Genomic DNA, 20450 nt, shown 5'->3' with positions numbered 1-20450 from the left:
TATATTTCAAATTCAATTTAGCACATAGCCTCATTGGTTAGGTGAACGTAAGGGTGGGTGTCGCCGTTATTCTTCGGTGTTCAGCTGGCCGATATTGCTCCCCAGATCCGCGAAGAAATCGTCAACGATGTCGCCTATATGAGTCGGGTGGTGCAGCAACTCTTAGATCTCTCTCGCGCGCAAAACTTTGTGGTGTACAACAAGGTACCGGTAAGCCTGTCAGCTCTGGCACAGGAAGTTTGCATGATGCTGGCACCGCTGGCAGTACAGTTTGATAAAGAGCTAAGCCTGGACACGGAACCAGGCTTAGCTCAGATCCTCGGAGACAAAGCCGCCGTGCATATTATGATTAAAAACCTGGTCGAAAACGCCCTGAAACACTCAAAGGACAATGCCAAGATTCAGGTCAGAGTGAGTGCCACTGAACTGGAAGTGAGCGACAACGGCCCCGGGATCCAGTCGCAATTCTACGACCGCCTGTTTGAGCGCTTCTGTAGGCAGGAACAATCTACCCTGAGCGGCAGTGGACTGGGCCTGCCTATCGTCAAAGAAGTCGTCGACTTTCACAACGCCAAACTTACGGTTACCTGCAAAAACGAGCAAGGCGGCGCAAGCTTTAAAGTAGTGTTTGGGGAGCGAGAGGCTTAACCCGAACGGTTGTGAGCCGGGATCTACTCAAACACCGCTCAGCAGTGCTAGGTTGTTGGAGCATCTAACAATCAACTCCGTCATCCCGGACGCTTGCGAGCCGGGATCTACTCAAACACCACGCAGCAGTGCCAAGTTCCAGACGCACCTTATAAACAACTCTGTCACGACCAAGCAACACCGTCACCTCACAAACAACGCCGCCACTTTCAAACGACTCCGTCATCCCGGACGCTTGCGAGCCGGGATCTACTCAAATACCGCGCAGCAGTGCCCGGTTCCAGGCGCACCTCACCAACATCACCTACCAAACAACTCCGTCATCCCGGACGCGTGCGAGCCGGGATCTACTCAAACACCGCACAGCAGTGCCAGATTCCAGACGCACCTCATAAACAACTCTGTCACGACCAAACAACTCTGTCACGACCAAACAACTCCGTCACCTCACAAACAACTCCGTCATCCCGGACGCGTGCGAGCCGGGATCTACTCAAACACCGCACAGCAATGCGAGATTCCAGACGCACCTTATAAACAACTCTGTCATGACCAAACAACACCGTCGCCTCACAAACAACGCCGCCACTTTGAAACAACTCCGTCATCCCGGACGCGTGCGAGCCGGGATCTACTCAAACACCACGCAGCAGTGTCAGGTTCCAGACGCACCTCACAAACAACTCTGTCATCTCAGACGCACTTGAAAAATAACCCAGCCATCATAAAACAACCCCGTCACTGCCAAACAACGTTGTCATCCCGAATGCGTGCGAGCCTGGATAAACTTAACTAGATGATTATTTCAAACGTCATGAATAATCCCAACCATAAATGCTGATTGTTTATACAGGTATAAGCAAATGTAGTCGGTTTCCATGTCAAATTTCTCGTTTTCTCCGCGCTTGAAGGTCTCGTTTAAGTGAAGATCTGATTTAATTCATATAGATTCAATAAGTTAGTAGCTTTACATAACGAGACCCCAAGTCTCGCTATGAACAAGGCTCGGTTTAAACAAAGCAATTTTGGCTTGAGTGACTAGTACAATAGTGGTAGTTTGTTGTTCTTATTATGAATAAAATAATTTAGCTGTGGAGCTGTACGGTTTTAGGAACTGGATCTAACCGGTATTCACGCTAATAAGCGTTAGCAGTTTTTGTAAGCTGGAGCATATATTTATGTTTTGCAGTAATAATTTTTATTTTAATATATACATACAATAAAAGGATTAAGATGGAACTCTCGATTAGAAAGTTTGAAATATTTGGTCTCTATGAAGAGCGAAATGTTTCTATTGATTTTGACTCGAATACTAAAATAATAGTTGCTGAAAATGGTTATGGAAAAACAACTGTTCTAAACGCTTTTTATTCTGTATTGGCTGGAGATCTAGATCGTTTAAGGAAAATGCCTTTTTCAAAAATAGCAGTAACGTTTAATGAAGGCGAGCCAATTGAACTTACTAAAGAATCTCTTTCATTTGATTTGTCAAAAGCAAGAAACTCTGGCGTATATCACCATTTGAGGAGTAATCTTTCTGAACAAACAGTTTATACATTAATTCAGTTGTCCTTGACCCTTAATTGGTCTGACTTGAGAAAATTACCAATATATATTCAAAGTCTTAAAAAATTAGATGCTAGCCCAAATAACCTTAGACATTGGCTGAAAATGTTGGTGGTTGATTTAGGCGATAACATGCCTGACATGGATGGCGTTAAAGATGTTTTTAGTCGCATAAAAAGTGAGTTTAGCCTTAATTTATTATATCTCCCAACATATCGACGAGTAGAAGAAGATCTGCAAACCTTAGGAATGAATGATGATATAGAAATTAAAGATGATCATCAGATTAACTTTGGCATGAGTGATGTCAGACGAAGAATAAAAACTATAACTTCTGAAATTCTAAGTTCATCCGTTGAGTGGTTTTCAATAGTTAATGGCGAGATGATTGCTCAGCTTGTAGAAGGCTTTAAAGTGGATGAAGAAATGTATATTAGCGTTAGTAATTTAGACGCTATAAAAATTGTACTAGATCGAATTGGAGAAAATATTCCTGCGAGAAATAAAGAACAAATTATAGAGTTAGTAAATACTGGAAAAATACTAGAAGGACATGATGATTTAGTATATTTCTTAGCGAATCTAGTAAAGGTATATGAACAGCAAAAGGATAATGACTCAGCTATTCAAGAGTTCACAAATGTTTGTAATGAATATCTTGTAGATAAAAAAATCCAATATAATGAAAGTAATGTCACAATATCTGTAGTACGCGTGAAAAATAATAAACCAGTCGATTGGGAAAATCTGTCTTCTGGTGAAAAACAAATAGTTTCATTATTCGCTCGCTTGTACCTAGATCGAAGTGAAGATTTAGCTATTTTCTTCGATGAACCTGAGCTTTCTTTATCAATAGAGTGGCAAAGAAAGTTACTGCCACATATTCTCAATTCTAAAAAGTGTAAGTTTTTGTTCTGTACAACGCACTCTCCATTCATTTTTGATAATGAGTTGGATAGCTCAGCCTCTGACTTAGCAGTGTATGTTGAGGAACTATAAATTGAGCAGACTTGATACTTTAAGGGAAGCTAGAAGTTCAATTTCAGTGCAATTTATGGACTTTATTAAAGCCGTTTCTAGACATAGGGATATTCTCGTATGCTTCTTTGAAGGAGATGATGAAAAATATTTCTCTATACGTATAAACTCTATTCTACCCGAAATTAAATGGACTGGAATTAACTGTAAAGGGAAAAAGAACGTTACCTCATTGAGAGATAAAATTAGTTCGCATAGCCAATATAAAAGCTCTTTAGTAGCATTCTTCATAGATAATGATTTTGGCGACGATGTTATTGATAATGAAGAAGATTTTTATATCACACCTACTTATGCAGTTGAAAACTTTTATAGCAACGTAGAAGCCTTCAAAAATATAATTACTGCTGAATTTGGAATGTCGGAATTTTGTAGTGAAACTAATGATTTTGAAACTGCGGTTTCAATTTTCAAAGACAGGTTGAATGAGTATTGTAATATAATGCTTGCTTTCAATATTTGGATTAAATCACACCGTATCATTGAAAAATCCACTGATGATAAGTCAAAGCAATTAAACCTAAATAATCTAAAAATTGAAGATTTAGTTTCTATAAGCTTGACAGAAGTTACTGCTGTTTATGATTGTGGAAATGTATCTAGCTTATTTCCTAACTCTTTCAGTGTAACACCTGAACAATATGCAGATTCAGAACTATATTTTAGCCAATCCGAAAAAAGTCTAGAAGAGCTACTCAGAGGTAAGCAACAATTAGAATTCTTGAGGGTGTTTTTAGTTCAGCTAAGAGAGGAGCGTTCTAAAAAGGTAAGTACTGTATTTACAAGAAAGACTCTTGTAAAGCTGCAATTATCAAAAGCAAATGTTCATTCAGAGCTAAGTCAATACGCTATCACCCCTAGTTGTTTAATTGAATATTTAAGTAAATTTAAGTGTGCCGCATAAACTGCTAACAAGAGACTATGGCGTCAATAACTAAATTTCAGCAATTGGCGCTTCCCACATTGTTCCGTCTCTGAGCATCGAGTTCAAGGTAACGACCATCTTTCGAACACAGGCAATTAAGGCCACTTTTTCGGTTTTCCTGATGTGACCAGCTTTTGATATTGCGCCTTGAAAACGAGCCATTTCTCACCAATGTTGATGCTTTGATTTGTTTTTGTATTCATATAAGCTAACTCATGCTTGCAAAATGCGGGCTCGAGGCCCAGTAGACTGTTCGAGTGTGGTGCTTGGAGTCTTTTACTGCGTTCATTCTTGTTACCGGTCTCTCAATAGAGGAGCAAACATTCAATCGAACTACTGTAAAAGAAGGCTTTAGTTGCAGCTAAAGCCTGGGTCTCACTTTACCCTAAATCGGTAAAATAGATAAATTTGATGGGTCTATTATCCATACAATAAATTTAAGCAGATTCGTAATGCCTAGCATTTTTGGTTTGAATCAGCTTTAGTATTTACGGCACAATGGTTTAGGTAGGTGGTAGCGTTGCTCACTACTTAATTTGGCGTTATGCGACATATGGAATTCGAAACTCTCACCAATAAAGTAAATGAAGGCAAGGCGCTAATCTACATGTGGGAAACCCACGACGAAGATGGTGCCCTTACAGGTCGCTATGTAGGCAAAGCTAAAGGTGGCAGCAAAAGGCCTCGGAGGCATTACAGGCGTAACGTTCGTCGTCTCCTTCAAAATCGACCATACCGGAAGTCAAATCCCGAAGGTTATCGGAAAGTGCATAGACACTTAGCTGAAGCGGCTCGTAGTGGCCACAAAATCACTTTATCCTTCCTTTGCAACATCGATGACTCCGAAAATATAAATGATGTCGAGCAGCGGCTCATTAAAGAGCATGACTGCCAAGGCAATGAAAGCTGGCAATTAAATGGCTAGCGCATAACAATCCAATGAAGCCTGACCGAGTATGCGCCGCTGGGTCGGCACGAGGCCGCCACCAAGTGTAGCGGCGCTTACTGGGCTGCTTATTGGGGCGTTACAAGGTAGCTATATGGAATTTGAGAGTTGGCCAACACCTTTTGAAGATGGCAGTTTGTGGTTAGTCGATTTGTCTTGGGGTACCAAAGAGTGGACTCTCGAAAAATCGAATGGTGTTAAGTACCTGATTAAAGGCGACGCAAAACACGAAAGCCATGAGCTTGTTGCTCGTGTATTTCACGAAGAATCACAAACTATATACGAGCTATTATTTGAATCTGTAAATGGCTTTCGTTGTCTAGACGAACACGGTCTGACAGAAATTTGGAGCAATAATCGACCAACATTAAATACGTTTAAAATAAAAGGTCATGGTTGGCACAAAGAAAGCCCGCTTACCTTTTTCATGGGAAATGATGGTGAGTGGTCTCACTTAATAGTTACTGCTGACGAATGTTTAGAGGTTATTTGTAGCGCAAGCCCAATCGTAAAAGAAATTGGTAAAGCAGAGGCAGTCGCGACCTGACAAACGCTTTAACCAAGGGATGCAAAACGCTTGGCTTGCGCTCATTCTTAGCAAATTTTAGCCAAGCATTCATACGCCCCATATGGCTGCGTCATATTTACAAATGACCCACCTTCACATAAATCAATGCGCCATCCTCTTTCGTAAAAGGCGTATGCTGGCTCATGTGGGGGCTGCGAAGCCAGGTGCCTTTGGGATATTGACCATGCTCATCGTAAAACGTGCCTTCTAATACAAAGATTTCTTCTCCTCCCCAATGGGTATGCAATTGAAATTGCGTGTGAGGTGACCACTTTACTAACGCGACCTTTTCACCTTTAAACTCATGCAACGGCATTACCGTCAGCCCATCAACAAGCCCTTGGTGCCACGGGTGGGTTTGAGTGTCTATCACTTTTTGTTCTGTGTCGTCCTGGTCAAATTGATGTAGCTTTACCAATATAGTTGCACCTTCTTTACCTATTTTTGGTGTGTGAGATGTACCAATTGGGTTGCGCACATAGCTCCCCTTTGCGTAGTTTTGATGCTCGTCCGAAAACACACCATCAAGTACTAAGAATTCTTCTCCACCACTATGAGTATGTGACGAGAACGTTGAGTATGGCGCGTAACGAACGATAGAAGTCGCTCGTGCGACTTCATCTCCAACGCGATCAAGCATCATGCGCTCAACGCCAGGCATCGGAGAATCAACCCACTTATAGTCGGTGGGTTGAATTACCACACGTTGCTTGAAATCTGCATTGATTAAAGTCGTCATACTGACCTCCAATAAAGATTGTTGCTTAATTTCTGCCAGCAATAACACCGCCGTCAACATCCCAAATCGCGCCTGTTATCCAGCTTGCACGCTCGTTCAACAGGAACATGATAGCGTTGGCAACGTCATCTGGTGTGCCAATACGACCAATAGGGTGGAAACTGTCAAAACCTGCAAGGGCATCGTCCACTTCTGCCGGATCGATAAAAGTTTCGTAAATTGGCGTTTTTACAACTGCAGGTGACACAGCATTGACCCTAATATTATGGTCGGCCAGTTCCATTGCCATATGCTGCGTTAACGCGTGTAACCCTGCTTTTGCCATGGAATAAGCAGAAGAAGGGGTTGCCTTGATCGCCTGCTTAGCCCACATTGAACCAATATGAACAATGGAGCCACCGCCATTGTTACGCATATTTTGGGATACGGCTTGGCTTATAAAGAAGGTTGCCCGATTCAGTGCAGCATAAGCATCATAATCCTCAAATCCGTGCTCTAAATAAGGCTTCGGATTGAAGTAACCTGCTGAATTAACAAGGTACTGGATATGTCTTTCGTCCGAGTTTATCGCTTGAATGACTCTGTCAACATCTTGTTGCTCATAGAGATTGGCTTGTAATGTCTCAATATGAGTGTCATTACTCGCTATTGCGGTTAACTCAGACCTGGCCGACTCCAGCTTTTCAGCGTTGTTGCCTAAGATAATAACACTGCTCCCTTGAGCGACGAGTTGCTTTGCTGTTGCAAAGCCCATTCCGCTCGAACCACCAATGATTAGTGCAATATTTGAAGTTGTCATAGATATTCTCCGATATATGTTAAGGTACGGAGATAATTTATCGAATCACCTTAGCGTTAAAAAGTAAGTACAAATTGGTAAGGTAGGTACTTTTTGGTACATCTTTATGAAAGATAGAGAAAAAAAATATTTGAGAAAAACCGCACCGACTGAAAGTGCAAAGATGGTGGAGACTATTTATGGCTGCAAATGGTCTCTTACGGTTTATCAGCTCTTGGCTGATGGAATCAATCGGCCTGGCGAAATGGTGCGCAGCATTGAAGGTTTAACCACTAAAGTGCTGAACCAGTGCCTGCGTAAAAATACGGAGTTTGGGATCCTGGAGCGAATTTCTTACAATGAGGTGCCACCGAGGGTGGAGTACAAAGTCACTGATTTCGGGGCCAAGTTTATGAAAGTCCTTGATGAGCTTGAAAAACTACAACATGAAATTGAAAATCAGCTATAACAAGCACATCAATTAGGACGCTCGCGAGCTTGCGCTTAATACGCGGGCGTTATGCATCTTAGGGACATATGAAATTGAAAAGTAAATACAAGATCTTAGCGTTAGCCACTCTCTCAGTGTTTGCAGCATTGATAGCTTATGGCTTTCTAAGTTTAAGTCTGAGTTTTGAGTTAACATTAACCCTAGTGTTTGTCGGGCTGGCTTCTGGTTTTACTGCGATGAAACTATGTGGCAACAAAATAGGAAAGTGGCTTCTGGGCGTACCAACCGCACTAAATAGTATTGTGTTTCTTTATTTTTGTAGTCCATTAGTCCTTGGTATTTTCTAGACTGTTGAAAATGCATATGTAACTCTACCGAATTTAGTACTACTGATTAATAGGATTATGCAGCCTCAACATAGCCTCTTGGAATCAAGTCTTTCTGCACATCGTGAGACTTTCCACAATTGTAAATTCAAGTCATTCATCTGTGATTTCGTGTACTTGTTGCAGTGAATCGAACAGGTATTAATCGAAGTGATCAAGTTTCGTGGGCGGCCACCCAAAGCAGCCAAGAGAAGCCGCCCAGTAAGATATACAAGTTTGGCACTGAGCTCGGTCGGTCTATTCTGGCGACCATGAAAGCGGTAAATAGCGAGTCGGTCATTATACATGGCAGTGTTGCCAAGTGGTCGGTCCATACGTTTAATGTTGTGTTTTGCAGCGACATGGCCTTTCATATTCCGCCCCTGTTTGCCAATGGAAAGTCAGTAAGAGAAAGTTGATTGCTATCGAGCAAAGTCTCTGTTGCCAGCAGCGCATGAATCTGGGGCAGTTTTTTCTGAGCATATCGTGTAGGATAGTGATATCACGCATAGTGTTGTTGTCAATTTGGTTTTTGACGAATTAAATTAGATCAAACAATGCCGTGCGTGTCCATCACATTGATTTTAATTATGATTATCTGGGGATTCCTCAGAGCAAGGCATTTTTAGGCGGACACAAATTAGCTTGCTTGTACTTGCTCGTGCCTCGCCTATTCTAACAAGTTTAATTTATGCCGTTGAGTGTGGCGTGATATGTCAAAGGAAACCATGAAATACATCGCATTATTTATTATATTTTTCAGCAGCCTTTCATATGCTGAAGTCAATTTAGTTAAAGTCGACAAATCTGAAAACAAGATGTACTTGTACGACGGTGATGAAATCGTAAAAGAATACCATGTAGTATTTGGTGCTAACCCTAAAGGTCATAAACAACAAGAAGGTGATGAAAGAACACCTGAGGGTATGTACACGTTAGATTATAAGAAGGAAGATTCGTCTTTCTACAGATCTATGCATGTGAGTTACCCTAACGAAATCGATAAAGAAAATGCGATGAAGAGAGGTGTATCGCCGGGTGGTTTCATAATGGTTCATGGCCAAAAGAACTGGTTAGGGTGGTTAGCACCAATAATGCAAAACTTTAATTGGACGGATGGGTGCATAGCTTTAACAAATTCAGAAATGGATGAGTTTATGGAACTGGTTAAAGTAGGTACAAGAATTAACATTGAGTGGTAATGGGTTATGTACCAAGTCCATAAAAAGAATATTTTCCATGAATACAAAGGGAAAAATGACAAGAAATCAAGTTTATATATAAAAGGTAAATGGGATAACAAACCACACCCTATACCTGTAGATGCAGAAGAATCACTAGATGGATGGCTTGTATGTATTTGGGGGAGCTACGCTGACAAAGATGGTAAAAGTGTTTTTACTCCTAAATTCAGTGATACTGAAAACTTAACGACTATCTCGGATATACAAGCCCTGGCAAAGCCTTAAAGTCAGACTCGTAACAGTCGACTCGGCTTCGCCGGAGTGTCCATATTGCCTTGTAAAATATTCACACTTCTCATTGGCTGGTAAATGGTATTCTGTCTATGTGTTCAAGTAAGTGCGGGGGAAGAATGGAGCCTGAAAATGAAGAGCATAAAATCGCACTTGTGATCAGCAAGGCTACAGCTTTATGTGTTTTATATTATGCTGTGTATTTCTTTTCTGAGAAAGTTACCGTCTACCTTCACGATAGTTTTAATCATTCTACTTTCTTTATAGTGTGTTTTATTAAGCTAACTTTTTTATACAAGATTATCGCAGCACCTTTATTTTTTAGGAGGAAGAATAAAATCTATTCGCTTGCGTTGTATTTCTACGGAGGGATAGGTTGTGCATTGCTTTATGGTTCTTACTTAAGAGAAAACTTGGATGTTTCAACTGAAATGGGAGCGTTTTTTTACCATTCAACGTATTTGGCTTTGACATTTCTCATTGAAATAAAAGAAGAAAAATTAACATGAAGAGTTAGTTTGGACTAGCAGGAAATAAGCCTTTTTTGGCTGTGGTACTGTATCTATGTACACGCGGTTTGGCGCGTTGCGCTATTGTGTCACTCAGAGCATGATTCGTCGGGGTAATTGTTGAGAACTAACTTGAAAAACACCGCATCGTCGGAGAGGCTATTCAGGACTGTAAAAACAGAGGTCGTTCCTGCTGCTTGCTATGATTTGCTCAAGGAAGCAGAAAGAGATACCAGAGTTGCTATTAAATGGGCTACAGCAACTGGCAAAGACCACACAGCAACATTGAAATGATTTGGCCAGTAGTTGCGGAAAAAGGACCTTGTTTACTCCCCGGGCAGAGTGACCATTACATAAACGTGTTTCTATAAATATTTGGACTATCGATAATTATCTGTGCACATTCAAAACTGCACCTTTAAAGAGCAATGAAAGCTTACTCCCAAAGGCGCAGGTGATTAGGCTAAAAGCCTAAGCGCTATCGATAATCTGTGATGATTATCTAGGAACACAACCGTGCCAGGTGCCATCTGTCCAGCAAATAGCAGGGTTTGTTGGCATGCATTTTGGGTAAATAGAGACTTCTGCACCACCTGCAACTTGCGGCGTTGCCTGGTTTGCGAGTTGATTACTTTTGTTCAGTGTTTTTAGATTTTTCTTTTTCAGTTGTACTTTCATTTTATATTTCCTTATTCCGGATACATTATTGGTAATCTATAAATAGAGCTCTGATCACAGCTCACGCGTTAACATGTGCTTAATAAATATCAGTGCTTGGCTTTACCCTACCTAATTTGTGTAATAATTTAAAGCTGTTTTTTTGAGCAATCGAGAACACTAGATGTAAGCGCTGATAATATGGAAAATCACAATGATCATAACCCAACTATTGATTTCGACTGGGCGTGAGTGTTTTTGTGCTTACCTATGTATTCATGGGGATTTTAATGGTAAATGAGCGGCTGTATTGACACCTCTGGTTTGTAAAAAACGGCGTTGTTGCGTTTCAGTTTTAGGGTTGTAACTGGCTATTTTTCAAAGCTTTAGCATATCGCACGCACACAATTTCGGCCTGCCTTTTTGGCCTGATAGAGTGCCATATCGATGCGCTTTAGCATCTCTGGCAGATCCTGAATACAGCGCAAACTACCTACGCCAAAACTTGCGGTAATTGTGTGATCGCATGATAGCTGAATGTGCTCGATGGCCTGACGAATGCGCTCGGCAACGAACTCCGCGTCACCAAGAGCTGTATTGGGACACAGAATAAGAAATTCCTCACCGCCCCAGCGAGACGCGATATCGCTTAATCGCAGGCTGTTTTGAATTGCTTCAGATACACGCACCAGCACTTCGTCACCAATATGGTGCCCAAACCGATCATTGACTTGTTTAAAGTTGTCTAAATCCAGCAAGATACTGCTAAGAGGGAGGCCGTTATCCATACAGATGATGGATTCTTCAGTCAGTGCCTGATTCATTTTTCTTCTGTTATACAGGCAGGTAAGATCATCTTTATTTGACAGTACTTCTAACTGTGCCGCTCTTTCTTTGTCCTGTGTTATGTCCTGCACCAGGCCTATTGAATCCAGCGGCTGACCAACGCCATTTAGGTGGGTTTCACAGTGGTGCCGCACGTAAATAAGTGAACCGTCCGAGCGGGTGACAGTGTGTTCAAAATTTATTGCGTTGCCGCCCCTAAATACATCTCGTAGTGATTGTTTGAGCTTCAGTTCATCATTTGGGTCTAGTGCAGTAATAAACTCGCTCCATTGCATGCTGCTTTTTCCATCTGGTATGTCTAACATCGCGGTGAGTTTTTCGCTCAGCTCGACGTCATAGGTTAAGTGGTTCAGACGCCAGGTCCCCACATTTGCGAGCTTTTGAATGTCGGCAAGCGCTTTTCTGTCATATTCGCTGTCGCGCAGAATTTGTTGTAGCCGATTGTTTTCTAACTCCAACGCCAGTATCTCATCTTCGAGCCTGGTGATGAGGTTTTCATCATCTGATGTAGGTGGCGGTACTGAACTCATATCCGAACCATTTATTGGGCTGATTGCTAAATTTTTGTATTAAGATGCTCTTCGGCCAGCTTTGTCCCTGCAAGCCGGGACCTTATTTTATTGTAGACTAACTCTCTGGTGGTGGAGCTGTCATCGGCAAATGGCGAAAAGCCACAATCGTCGCAGGTACCAAGCTGCGAAACGGGAATAAACTCAGTGGCCAGTAATACCAAGTCCCTGACCGATTCGGGGCTTTCTAACTCAGTACTATTTGGGTTGATCACGCCAATAAAAACGCGCTGGAAGGGCTTAAGGATACGACTAATGAGCTTAAGCGTTTTCTTAGGGTTTGCTTCACCCCTGAGTGCGACGTAAAAGTTACCAGCATTAATTTCAAACAGAGTAGGTAACAGATACTTATAGTCGATGTCGGCACTGTGTGTTGAGTCAATGTCGGCGCCAGGGCAGGTATGAATGCCTATACGCTGCCTTTCTTCATCACTAAAGTGAGACAGGCATTTGTTGATAAGCCCGACAAAAGACTTGAGCGTCTGGCCAGACGGATCAAGCTTCAACGAGAGCCTGGCTTCGGTGAAGTCGAGCTGCACTTTATGTGCCCCCAGATCAAGGCAACGCCTGACTTCGCCGACATGCTCGGTGACAAGATCGGCCACAAAGCGCTCATGATCGTAACCGTCAATTCCTTGAGGAGGATACACCAGGCTCAGCATAGAGGGAGAGATAACTGCCTGTTTGACCGGTACATTTGCATGTTTGAGCGCAAAAGCGAGAAATTCATCAGCAGTGTGTTCATAGCGAAATGGGGCTACCTTAAGGTGCGGGGCAAAAACTCGGGTGTGACCGTCATTAAAATCAACCAATAAGCCCTGCTGCGAATAGCGAGGGGAGTTATGCAGGCAATAATGAGCGAAGCCATCAAATTTTCGTTGCTCGCCATCACTCACCACCTCACATCCCAGGTTTTCTAATTCACGGATCACCTGGCACGTTTCCCGCTCTGCCATATCATTAAGGTGTGCATAGCTAATTTTTCCCTGTTTGTAGTCTTTATAAGCGTCTATCAAACATCGGTTTCTGGGAATAGAACCAATTTGTTCACTAGGAATGTGTACCCCTGACATAGCAAATTACCTTGTTGTGTTGTTTATTTTTAATAACAAATATCGATCGAATGCGTGTCGTACAGGCTCGTACTTATAGTGTGTTAATATTGGCCAAATGATAAGCACTTAGCTCAGTATAGGTCGAGATGAATCTAACAGCACTGTATTTGCAAGGAAGTGAGATAATAAATAGTGGGTATGCATTTTATTGGGCTCCAAAGTATGTCCGCAAAGATAAGTCATTCAAAATATATTTCTCCTCTCTAACCGAGCTGCTTGTAAAGTGCAGGTTATCGCTAATAATCCTTAAACCAGCGCATTAAATTTGTACAAATACCTAAAATAGTGGCAGTGTACTTGCCAGATGAAAACTACAAAAACAAAAATTGGAACGATCCATTTGGTGGGAATCAGTCATGAATCAAAATAAACCAGCCAGACATCTGGCCCTGGCTGCACTTGCGTCGGCTATCCTGGTGGCGTGTGGGCAATCACCCAGTGCGGCAGACAAGAATGCGAAACAGAGCTTAAACACGCAATCAAACTTTGTGTCTAATGTTGTATCATATGTAGACCCTTTAATCGGAACTAAGGGCCCGTATAATCACAGGCAGGCGGGCAATGTCTCTCCTGGTGCTTTGGTGCCATTTGGTATGTTTAACTTTGGCCCTGAGCATGCCTACACGGAAGATTTACTGGCGGAGTCGGAAGGGATCTCAAAAAAGATTCGGGAAGAAAAGAAGCGTGTACCCGTTTCTCCCGGTGGCTATAACTATCAGGCTAGTCGTGTAAAAGGTTTCTCCTTTACCCGCTTATCTGGTACCGGGTGCCTGGGGGCGTCCGGTGATATTCCCGTTATGCCTTTCACTAAAGAGTTAACTTTTTCTCCCGCGACTGATCCGATTAACGCGTACTATAGTGCCGGCTTTAGTCATGATAATGAAACGGCAACGCCCGGTTACTATCAGGTTGGGCTAGACAATGGAGTGAACGTAGAGCTTTCCGCGACAACCCGCACCGGTATCGCGAATTTTACATTTGAACAGGCCGATAACGCTAAATTGCTATTCAGAACGGCTTACTCTCAGCTTGGTAGTGGCGACGCTTATGTAAAGGTTAACGCCAGTAAGGGCGAAATTACCGGGTACGTAACTTCCGGAAACTTCTGTGGTTATCTGGGGGAATATAATCGCAGAGATTATTACACTTTGCACTTTGTTGCTAAGTTGGATAAACCTATTTCTGGCACAGGCGCATGGAAAGATGCGGAGGTTTTTGCCGGGCAGAACTCCTCTCGAGGAGGAATGGGATACGGCGATAATGGCTGGCCAGATATAGGAAAAGGCTCCGGAGTCTGGGTCGATATCGATATGAACTCGGGAGAAACGGTACAGATGCGTGTCGGTATTTCATACGTGAGTCTGGACAATGCACGCGAAAACCTGCAAAAAGAACAGTCAGAACAGAGTTTTGCCCAAGTGCGTCAAAATGCGCAAAACGCCTGGGAAGAAGAGCTCACTAAAGTGAAAGTTGAGTCTGACGATACCAGCAAGCTGAGCGTGTTTTACACGGCCTTGTATCACAGCTTATATCATCCCAATGTGTTTTCAGACGTAAACGGCCAGTACATGGGGTTTGATCAGCAGGTCCACTCGGTCAAAGGGAGCCAAACTCAGCAATACGCCAATTTCTCCGGCTGGGATGTCTATCGCTCTCAATTGCAGCTGGTGACTTTGTTAGACAAAAAGCGTGGCAGTGATATCGCTCAGTCGTTATTCAATCAGGCAAATCAGTTTAACGGTATATGGGATCGCTGGACCCACAATGCCGGACCAACGGGCGTGATGAGTGGCGATCCATCGACTATCGCGATTGCCAATTTTGTGGCATTTGGTGCGAATGATTTTGATGTCGCCGGAGCCTATGACTCTCTCTACGAAGCCGCGACCGAGCCGACTGAGTTTGACTTATCTGATGTTGGTTGTCCGGTATTTTGTCGCGGTCAAAAGCCCTCTTTAGATCAGTGGCAACAATTGGGCTATATATCGGATCAATCAAACAGCTGGGAAGGGGCTTCGGAAACGCTTGAACAAGCATCCAGTTACTTTTCTTTGTCTCAACTCGCAGCGCGTCTGGATAAGCACAAGGATGCATCTCGTTTCGTAAACGAAGCGGGTTTTTGGCGCAATATTTACAACCCGGCTGCAACTGAGTCACTGGGCTATATTCAGGGGCGCAATAAAGACGGTAGCTGGAAGGGGGACTTTGATCCGTTCTCGGGTCACTTGTTTGTAGAGGGCAGTCCGGCTCAATACCTGTGGATGATCCCGCACGATGGTGCAGGGCTTGCGAAAGTCTTGGGCGGTGAACAGGCGATGAGTCAGCGGCTTGATAGTCATTTCCGCAAGCCTGACGGTACCTGGGTGCTGTATCGCGATTCAGCTGAGTTCTCCGATGTTTCAAACCAACCATCGATCTTGTCTCCCTGGATGTATCTGCATACTGGCGAGGCATACAAAACACAGCAGACTGTGCGTCAAACAATGCAGGATCTTTGGCTGGATACACCTGATGGCATTCCCGGGCAGGACGATCTGGGCCAGATGTCATCCTGGTACGTATTCAGCAGCCTGGGGTTATACCCTAAGTATCCGGGCCGCGCAGATCTGGTATTGTCCAGCCCTCAGTTTAAAAAGGCGAAAATAGGCAATTTAACACTGAACGCGCCGCAGGCTTCGGATGAGCATATTTACATTGAAGCTTTGAAAGTAAACGGTAAAGCGACGTTGAATAGCTGGATTGATGAGGCTTATATCAACACGCCTGTGACACTGGACTTTACTTTGAGTGATACGCCAAACAAAGCATTTGGACAGGCACCTGAAAACAGACCACCAAGTTATGCGCCTTCTATTCGATAAGGACGCATGGAAGGGAATAGCGACGCAAGGCTAATCCTTTCAGGATGTGTAATATAGTGTCAAAAAAGCCCCGTAGTTAGCTGCGGGGCTTTTTGTTTTTAAAATCAATATTTGATAACAATGTTGTTATTCAGAGTATTAGTCGATTAATTGCTCGGATGAAAAAGCCGCTTCAGGTACATCGACGTTGAATGGCTTCAAAATTGGGCCTGAGCCATGCCAGTAAGAACCATAAGCACAGCTGTTCAGGTTTTCCCATGTTCCGTCCTTATATAATACTCTGGTTGCGCAAGCTTCTGCACTGCCACTGGGCGATGAAGAGTAGTTACTAAAGCGGCAATATTGCCCATTTCTGCAATCCCAACGGCCGCTATGCTGGCTCTGGTAAGTCCAGCTTACTTCGGCTACGGGTTTACTGGTGTTTAGTCGAAAAACAACAGAAGAAGCCGTTGAGGTTGTGGGACTGGCACATACCGGGCTGCTCCATTCCTGAGGGGTTGGTGTTCCGCTAATAACACATTCTACGGTCGCGGCCTGGCTTGACAGACTGATGACACCCAGACCCATAGCGGCGAGTAATAGATAAGCTTTCATAACAATTTCCTTTTATGTGTTTTATTTGTTTACGTGGTTCACAACTAAGTTACATCAAAGTAGGGGTAAGTCAAGCCTATGGGTACACCCTGAGAAACAGCGGTGGAGTATCTAAGCAGCAAACCGAATGGTCAGATTCAGTGTTTCATGTCGTTTGAGCAACCCAGCCGTCAGACTACGCTTAGCTTTTTGGCTGAGTCACATTTTCTTTTTCAGATAGGAACTGCACACCAGCCAGTGAAGCTGAGCTCAGGTCAAATTCATGTATCGTATCTGCCGTTGCGCTCAGCACTGGTGTGTATAAAGTTCGAACAGGGCTCGCAAAATAATGGCGCTCACTTAATGGACTTAACGTCGGGGTTGGGCAGTCTCAACCTCAAATAATAAAATCTGACTTAGCTGCTTACCATGCACGTTAAAGTTATCATCAGATACCATCAGTAAGCTTCGCTTGCCATTGTCTAGCACTGGCCCAAAGGTCATGCCTTCAAGATTATCAATGTGTTTGGAGTTCAGTTGGTGTTTAATCGTGGCCATATCCAGCAATAAAGTCTTGCTGGCAGGGCGCAAAGTTTGGTTTTTTAATGATGTCATTCGACTGGTGTCAGTTGTGCCTTTTATATCTACAAGGTAGATGCTGACATCATTGCCACCGTCCGCTATGCCTGAAGTATATGAACGTTCCATTGTTAAAAACTGGTGCTCATTAACCTGTAATATCTCAACCAAACCCGTGGTGCGAAATGCATCGGGTTTTGCTTCGGGGCGGTTGACCATGGGCTCAAGATAATAAGCAAACTGCTTTTGCATTTTTTTCGAGGCAAAATCAAAGTAGGAGATACGAACCATGCTGCCTTGCTCAATGGTGGATTCTTCACCGTCTTGTTTCAATGCACCTTCTGCAGACACCCATATTCCCTGACCTGAATGCGCAACCGTTAAGCCTTCAAATACCGCGTTGTGCCTTGGCCCGGAATTTTTGGTGATATCGAACATTGTGGGCAGCTCGAAATTTACCTGGCCTTGCCGTGTTTGCATAAAAATTGCGGGGGCGTGTTTGTATTTTATACTTCCTTCGCTGGTCCAGATAATATCGTTGCTGCCAGGGACAACGCGCAAACTTTCAGGATCAACAACCGCTGAATATGTTTTTTTATCTACCAGAGGTAAAGACTTTTCGAATTGAACCTGCTCAATTTTCTTGCCGTTAATATTGATATTTGCCTGAAAATATCGCGGCTTCTTAGAGTCATCTGCTATCAGCAAATATTTGCCATTGGTGTACTCAATGCTGGATAAGCCACCGACCTTGTCGCCATCGACCTGTAAGTCAGCAGGAACAATAACCTCGTCCAGATACTTTAACTGCATATCAGCTGAGTGTGCAAAAGCAGGGGCCAACATGGCCAGAAATACATAACTGCGCATAATGTCATTACTACAAAAAAACAGAACCAAGCAATATACGCGGGTAATATGAACTTTGCATCACAAAGGGGATAAAAAAGTGGCACGGTATGATTGCTCAGCTCATCTATCGGCCAAAGTGTGGATAAAAATTAGCTTTCAGGGTGGATAAGGGACAGAGCTTGTGAAAATAAACCGCTTCGGCAGATACTAATCGCCCGCTTGCTTCAGGCATGCCGCCTTTGGTCTTCAAACGGGCTGAGGGTGTGCACTTGCCCTGGTCAGGGTGAGAGGTATAAATAAGGTCTGGCCATAAAGGCAAGGTTGAGTTAATTTTATGTTGTCTAGTAGAGGGGAAAAGCACTCGCCCCCCAGTTTGTTTGTTAATAATCGGTTAGGGATAATCATGGGCATAGTTTTCAAGTTACTACCTGTATTTTTGGCTGGTGTATTCTTTCATGCGGCTTTGGGCCACTTTCTTCATTATAAGGGGATGGAAGAGTTGCTTGATGAAATTATGACTCAGGCTCAATCCGCAATGCTTCTGGCATTACCCGCGCTGTTTCTGTTTGCCATATTAGTGCTTTTTCGCAAATACCTGTTTAGGTTGTTTGGGTGGAAAGTGGAAGCCAGTTTAGACGCTGCGGTTGAACCGGCCTTTAACGCCTTAAATGCAGCACTGTCCAAAGACAAAGCCGGATTCCTGAATCATAGTAGCGATATCGTGAAAGAGCTTGTTAGCTGGTGGAGCACAAGCAATGCAAACCGGTTTATGATAGGGGCTATCCTTGGTTTAATTGCGGCATTTACAGCTACAGTAACTACGTTATTATTATTGCGTCAGTTGGAAATCATGCAAGTTCAGGTTGAGGAGCAAAAATCCTATAATCGCGCTACCCGGATAACTGAGAACGTTAAATTATTTTATGGCCAAAACCACGCTCCGGCACTTAGATCTGCAGCCCTTTCTGAACTATTTGAAATGCAGGTGAAGGGCTTTGATTTGCGTGGTGCAAACTTTGAAGGCGTAAAAGCAGAAGCGCTTAATTTCTCTTCTTTTGATTTGCTCGGCGCCAACTTTAAAGGGGCAAGACTGGCTGGCAGCAACTTTTCACAGGCCGATTTGGCATCTTCAGAATTCAGTAGTGAGAGCATTCTAGATTCTGTTAACCTATCTGGTGCAAGTTTGTTCCAGAGCAAGTTGGCGGATGTTATGTTCGACGAAGTACAGCTATTTGATGCTAATTTAGGGAATGCAGATCTAACCAGAGCCGGGTTTGGACATGCTTCGATGAGCGGACTTGAAGCAAATACGGGCCCTGTTGGTAATCGCAAATGCGTAACTAATGGGCGAGCTTCTTTGAGAACTGAGTGGGATATTGCCAGTGGTGGTCAGTCAGGTGTGACACCAAGAGCGACTCGTTTTGATTATGCAGCGCTTTTCCATGTAAGGTTGAGTGGTGCCCGATTGGACGGTGCATCATTTAAAAATGCAAACATAACTGGCCTTCATATGCACCATGCATATGCACCGGGTGTTAATTTCTCTGATTCTAAGCTTTTTGGTGTTTATTTTACTTGTGCCAATTTGGATAGCGCACAATTCAATAGAGCCGGGAAGCATGAGGGGCTGGGAGTTTCAGGGAATTTTGCCAATACCAGCCTGGAAAATACCTCCTGGCAAGGAGCAACGCTCTATGACGTGAATTTCAGTCATGCACAATTAACGTGCGCAGATTTTACGGGGGCAACAGTAGTTAACCCCGAATCTGACAGAGCAAGCCTGGTGCTGTCAGGGGCAGATTTAAGAGGCGCAATTGGTTTAGACGATACTTTGTTGTCTCACGCTTGTGGGGATAGCAAGACAAGGCTGCCTGATTATGTGAGCACCAGACTAAAAGCATGTCCGCAAACGCGTATAGTTTCTAAAGCACTATGTGATGCTATGCCCATGAAATCCTGGGCTTCACTTGCGCACGTCCACAGTGAAGAAGCTATCACATCACGAAATGAGTACTGTGAGAACAATAATTTAAAGTGTCCTTGAGTAGAGTGCGGTGTTAGCACACGAGTCGAAAGAATCGGGCAGATAGGATTCTGTTCAAAAAAGGAACATACTTGGTTGTTCGTGTTAGCATGAGCAAATGTGGACGCCACACCTGCACTGTTTTTGCTAAGCGCATCAGCAGCTGGATATTGGGTTTTATATTATACCAACTTCACTTAATACTTGTTCAATTTGAAGGAGCAAATGTGTCGCTTACGGTGTTAAAAATTTCTCATTTAGAGCCTTTACTTAAGGTATAAGTTCGCAAATTTTTGCCTCGACTACAGGATGTAGGTGTATCAGCGATAGTAGGACGCGAGAGCGATGTTATCGACGATATTTTCTC

The 20450-nt window shown here is 43.3% G+C and carries 19 protein-coding genes and 2 pseudogenes; 11 read left to right on the top strand and 10 right to left on the bottom strand.

Annotated features, from left to right (window positions below; genetic code table 11):
- Positions 1–57 precede the first annotated feature (57 nt).
- Positions 58–648 (top strand): sensor histidine kinase, encoded by a 591-nt coding sequence (locus tag CWB98_RS23015; protein WP_249364752.1) that lies wholly within the window; start codon positions 58–60, stop codon positions 646–648.
- A 404-nt stretch (positions 649–1052) separates the two neighbouring features.
- Here the strand turns inward: CWB98_RS23015 and CWB98_RS23010 are convergent, their stop codons facing one another.
- The gene (locus tag CWB98_RS23010) at positions 1053–1256 is read right to left on the bottom strand and encodes a hypothetical protein (RefSeq protein ID WP_138546930.1); all 204 of its coding nucleotides are present in this window, start codon (positions 1254–1256) and stop codon (positions 1053–1055) included.
- Between the two features lie 625 nt (positions 1257–1881).
- On the opposite strand from CWB98_RS23010, the gene CWB98_RS23005 reads away from it, so the two are divergent.
- Both CWB98_RS23005 and CWB98_RS23000 read left to right on the top strand, forming a co-directional pair.
- Positions 1882–3213 (top strand): AAA family ATPase, encoded by a 1332-nt coding sequence (locus CWB98_RS23005; protein ID WP_138546929.1) that lies wholly within the window; start codon positions 1882–1884, stop codon positions 3211–3213.
- A 1-nt stretch (position 3214) separates the two neighbouring features.
- Positions 3215–4156 (top strand): DUF4435 domain-containing protein, encoded by a 942-nt coding sequence (locus tag CWB98_RS23000; protein WP_171045738.1) that lies wholly within the window; start codon positions 3215–3217, stop codon positions 4154–4156.
- Positions 4157–4186: 30 nt separating this feature from the next.
- On the opposite strand, the pseudogene CWB98_RS22995 reads toward CWB98_RS23000, so the two are convergent.
- Positions 4187–4332 (bottom strand): annotated as a pseudogene (locus CWB98_RS22995) (IS110 family transposase); the annotation flags it as partial.
- A gap of 398 nt (positions 4333–4730) precedes the next feature.
- Here CWB98_RS22995 and CWB98_RS22990 point away from each other — a divergent pair.
- Complete coding sequence (locus CWB98_RS22990) at positions 4731–5102, top strand: hypothetical protein (RefSeq protein ID WP_138546927.1); 372 nt, start codon at positions 4731–4733, stop codon at positions 5100–5102.
- A 115-nt stretch (positions 5103–5217) separates the two neighbouring features.
- Positions 5218–5670 (top strand): hypothetical protein, encoded by a 453-nt coding sequence (locus tag CWB98_RS22985; protein WP_138546926.1) that lies wholly within the window; start codon positions 5218–5220, stop codon positions 5668–5670.
- A 97-nt stretch (positions 5671–5767) separates the two neighbouring features.
- Here CWB98_RS22985 and CWB98_RS22980 read toward each other — a convergent pair whose 3' ends face one another.
- Both CWB98_RS22980 and CWB98_RS22975 read right to left on the bottom strand, forming a co-directional pair.
- Entirely contained in the window at positions 5768–6430 is a 663-nt protein-coding gene (locus tag CWB98_RS22980; RefSeq protein ID WP_138546925.1) for a cupin domain-containing protein, read from the bottom strand.
- A gap of 25 nt (positions 6431–6455) precedes the next feature.
- Entirely contained in the window at positions 6456–7235 is a 780-nt protein-coding gene (locus CWB98_RS22975; RefSeq protein WP_138546924.1) for an SDR family NAD(P)-dependent oxidoreductase, read from the bottom strand.
- A gap of 100 nt (positions 7236–7335) precedes the next feature.
- Here CWB98_RS22975 and CWB98_RS22970 point away from each other — a divergent pair, with 100 nt between their 5' ends.
- Positions 7336–7677: a winged helix-turn-helix transcriptional regulator gene (locus tag CWB98_RS22970; RefSeq protein WP_138546923.1), complete on the top strand. Its 342-nt coding sequence runs from the start codon at positions 7336–7338 to the stop codon at positions 7675–7677.
- 613 nt (positions 7678–8290) lie between these two features.
- On the opposite strand, the pseudogene CWB98_RS24525 reads toward CWB98_RS22970, so the two are convergent.
- Positions 8291–8534, bottom strand: a pseudogene (locus tag CWB98_RS24525) (IS4 family transposase); the annotation flags it as partial.
- 218 nt (positions 8535–8752) lie between these two features.
- Here CWB98_RS24525 and CWB98_RS22965 point away from each other — a divergent pair.
- The 3 genes from CWB98_RS22965 (at position 8753) to CWB98_RS22955 (ending at position 10008) form a co-directional block, all read left to right on the top strand.
- Complete coding sequence (locus CWB98_RS22965; protein WP_138546922.1) at positions 8753–9226, top strand: L,D-transpeptidase family protein; 474 nt, start codon at positions 8753–8755, stop codon at positions 9224–9226.
- 6 nt (positions 9227–9232) lie between these two features.
- The gene (locus CWB98_RS22960) at positions 9233–9493 is read left to right on the top strand and encodes a hypothetical protein (RefSeq protein ID WP_138546921.1); all 261 of its coding nucleotides are present in this window, start codon (positions 9233–9235) and stop codon (positions 9491–9493) included.
- Between the two features lie 125 nt (positions 9494–9618).
- Positions 9619–10008 carry a hypothetical protein gene (locus CWB98_RS22955; RefSeq protein ID WP_138546920.1) on the top strand — a complete coding sequence of 130 codons (390 nt, stop codon included), beginning with the start codon at positions 9619–9621 and terminating at the stop codon, positions 10006–10008.
- Positions 10009–10506: 498 nt separating this feature from the next.
- Here CWB98_RS22955 and CWB98_RS22950 read toward each other — a convergent pair whose 3' ends face one another.
- The 3 genes from CWB98_RS22950 to CWB98_RS22940 form a co-directional block, all read right to left on the bottom strand.
- Positions 10507–10686 (bottom strand): hypothetical protein, encoded by a 180-nt coding sequence (locus CWB98_RS22950; protein ID WP_138546919.1) that lies wholly within the window; start codon positions 10684–10686, stop codon positions 10507–10509.
- 365 nt (positions 10687–11051) lie between these two features.
- Positions 11052–12041, bottom strand: a complete 990-nt coding sequence (locus CWB98_RS22945) for a sensor domain-containing diguanylate cyclase (RefSeq protein ID WP_138546918.1) — start codon at positions 12039–12041, stop codon at positions 11052–11054.
- Between the two features lie 26 nt (positions 12042–12067).
- Complete coding sequence (locus tag CWB98_RS22940; protein WP_138546917.1) at positions 12068–13153, bottom strand: 5-methyltetrahydropteroyltriglutamate--homocysteine methyltransferase; 1086 nt, start codon at positions 13151–13153, stop codon at positions 12068–12070.
- 398 nt (positions 13154–13551) lie between these two features.
- Between CWB98_RS22940 and CWB98_RS22935 the strand changes: the two genes are divergently transcribed.
- The gene (locus tag CWB98_RS22935; RefSeq protein ID WP_138546916.1) at positions 13552–16056 is read left to right on the top strand and encodes a GH92 family glycosyl hydrolase; all 2505 of its coding nucleotides are present in this window, start codon (positions 13552–13554) and stop codon (positions 16054–16056) included.
- Positions 16057–16194: 138 nt separating this feature from the next.
- Here the strand turns inward: CWB98_RS22935 and CWB98_RS22930 are convergent, their stop codons facing one another.
- Together CWB98_RS22930 and CWB98_RS22925 are read right to left on the bottom strand one after the other, a co-directional pair.
- Complete coding sequence (locus CWB98_RS22930; protein WP_138546915.1) at positions 16195–16650, bottom strand: hypothetical protein; 456 nt, start codon at positions 16648–16650, stop codon at positions 16195–16197.
- A 348-nt stretch (positions 16651–16998) separates the two neighbouring features.
- Positions 16999–18078 carry an esterase-like activity of phytase family protein gene (locus CWB98_RS22925; RefSeq protein ID WP_138546914.1) on the bottom strand — a complete coding sequence of 360 codons (1080 nt, stop codon included), beginning with the start codon at positions 18076–18078 and terminating at the stop codon, positions 16999–17001.
- A gap of 355 nt (positions 18079–18433) precedes the next feature.
- On the opposite strand from CWB98_RS22925, the gene CWB98_RS22920 reads away from it, so the two are divergent.
- Entirely contained in the window at positions 18434–20104 is a 1671-nt protein-coding gene (locus CWB98_RS22920) for a pentapeptide repeat-containing protein (RefSeq protein WP_171045737.1), read from the top strand.
- The last annotated feature ends 346 nt before the right edge of the window (positions 20105–20450 follow it).

Source organism: Pseudoalteromonas rubra (assembly GCF_005887115.1).
GTDB lineage: Bacteria > Pseudomonadota > Gammaproteobacteria > Enterobacterales > Alteromonadaceae > Pseudoalteromonas > Pseudoalteromonas rubra_F.
The sequence above is the reverse complement of the archived record's forward strand: the minus strand, read 5'-3'. Positions and strand labels throughout refer to the sequence as shown.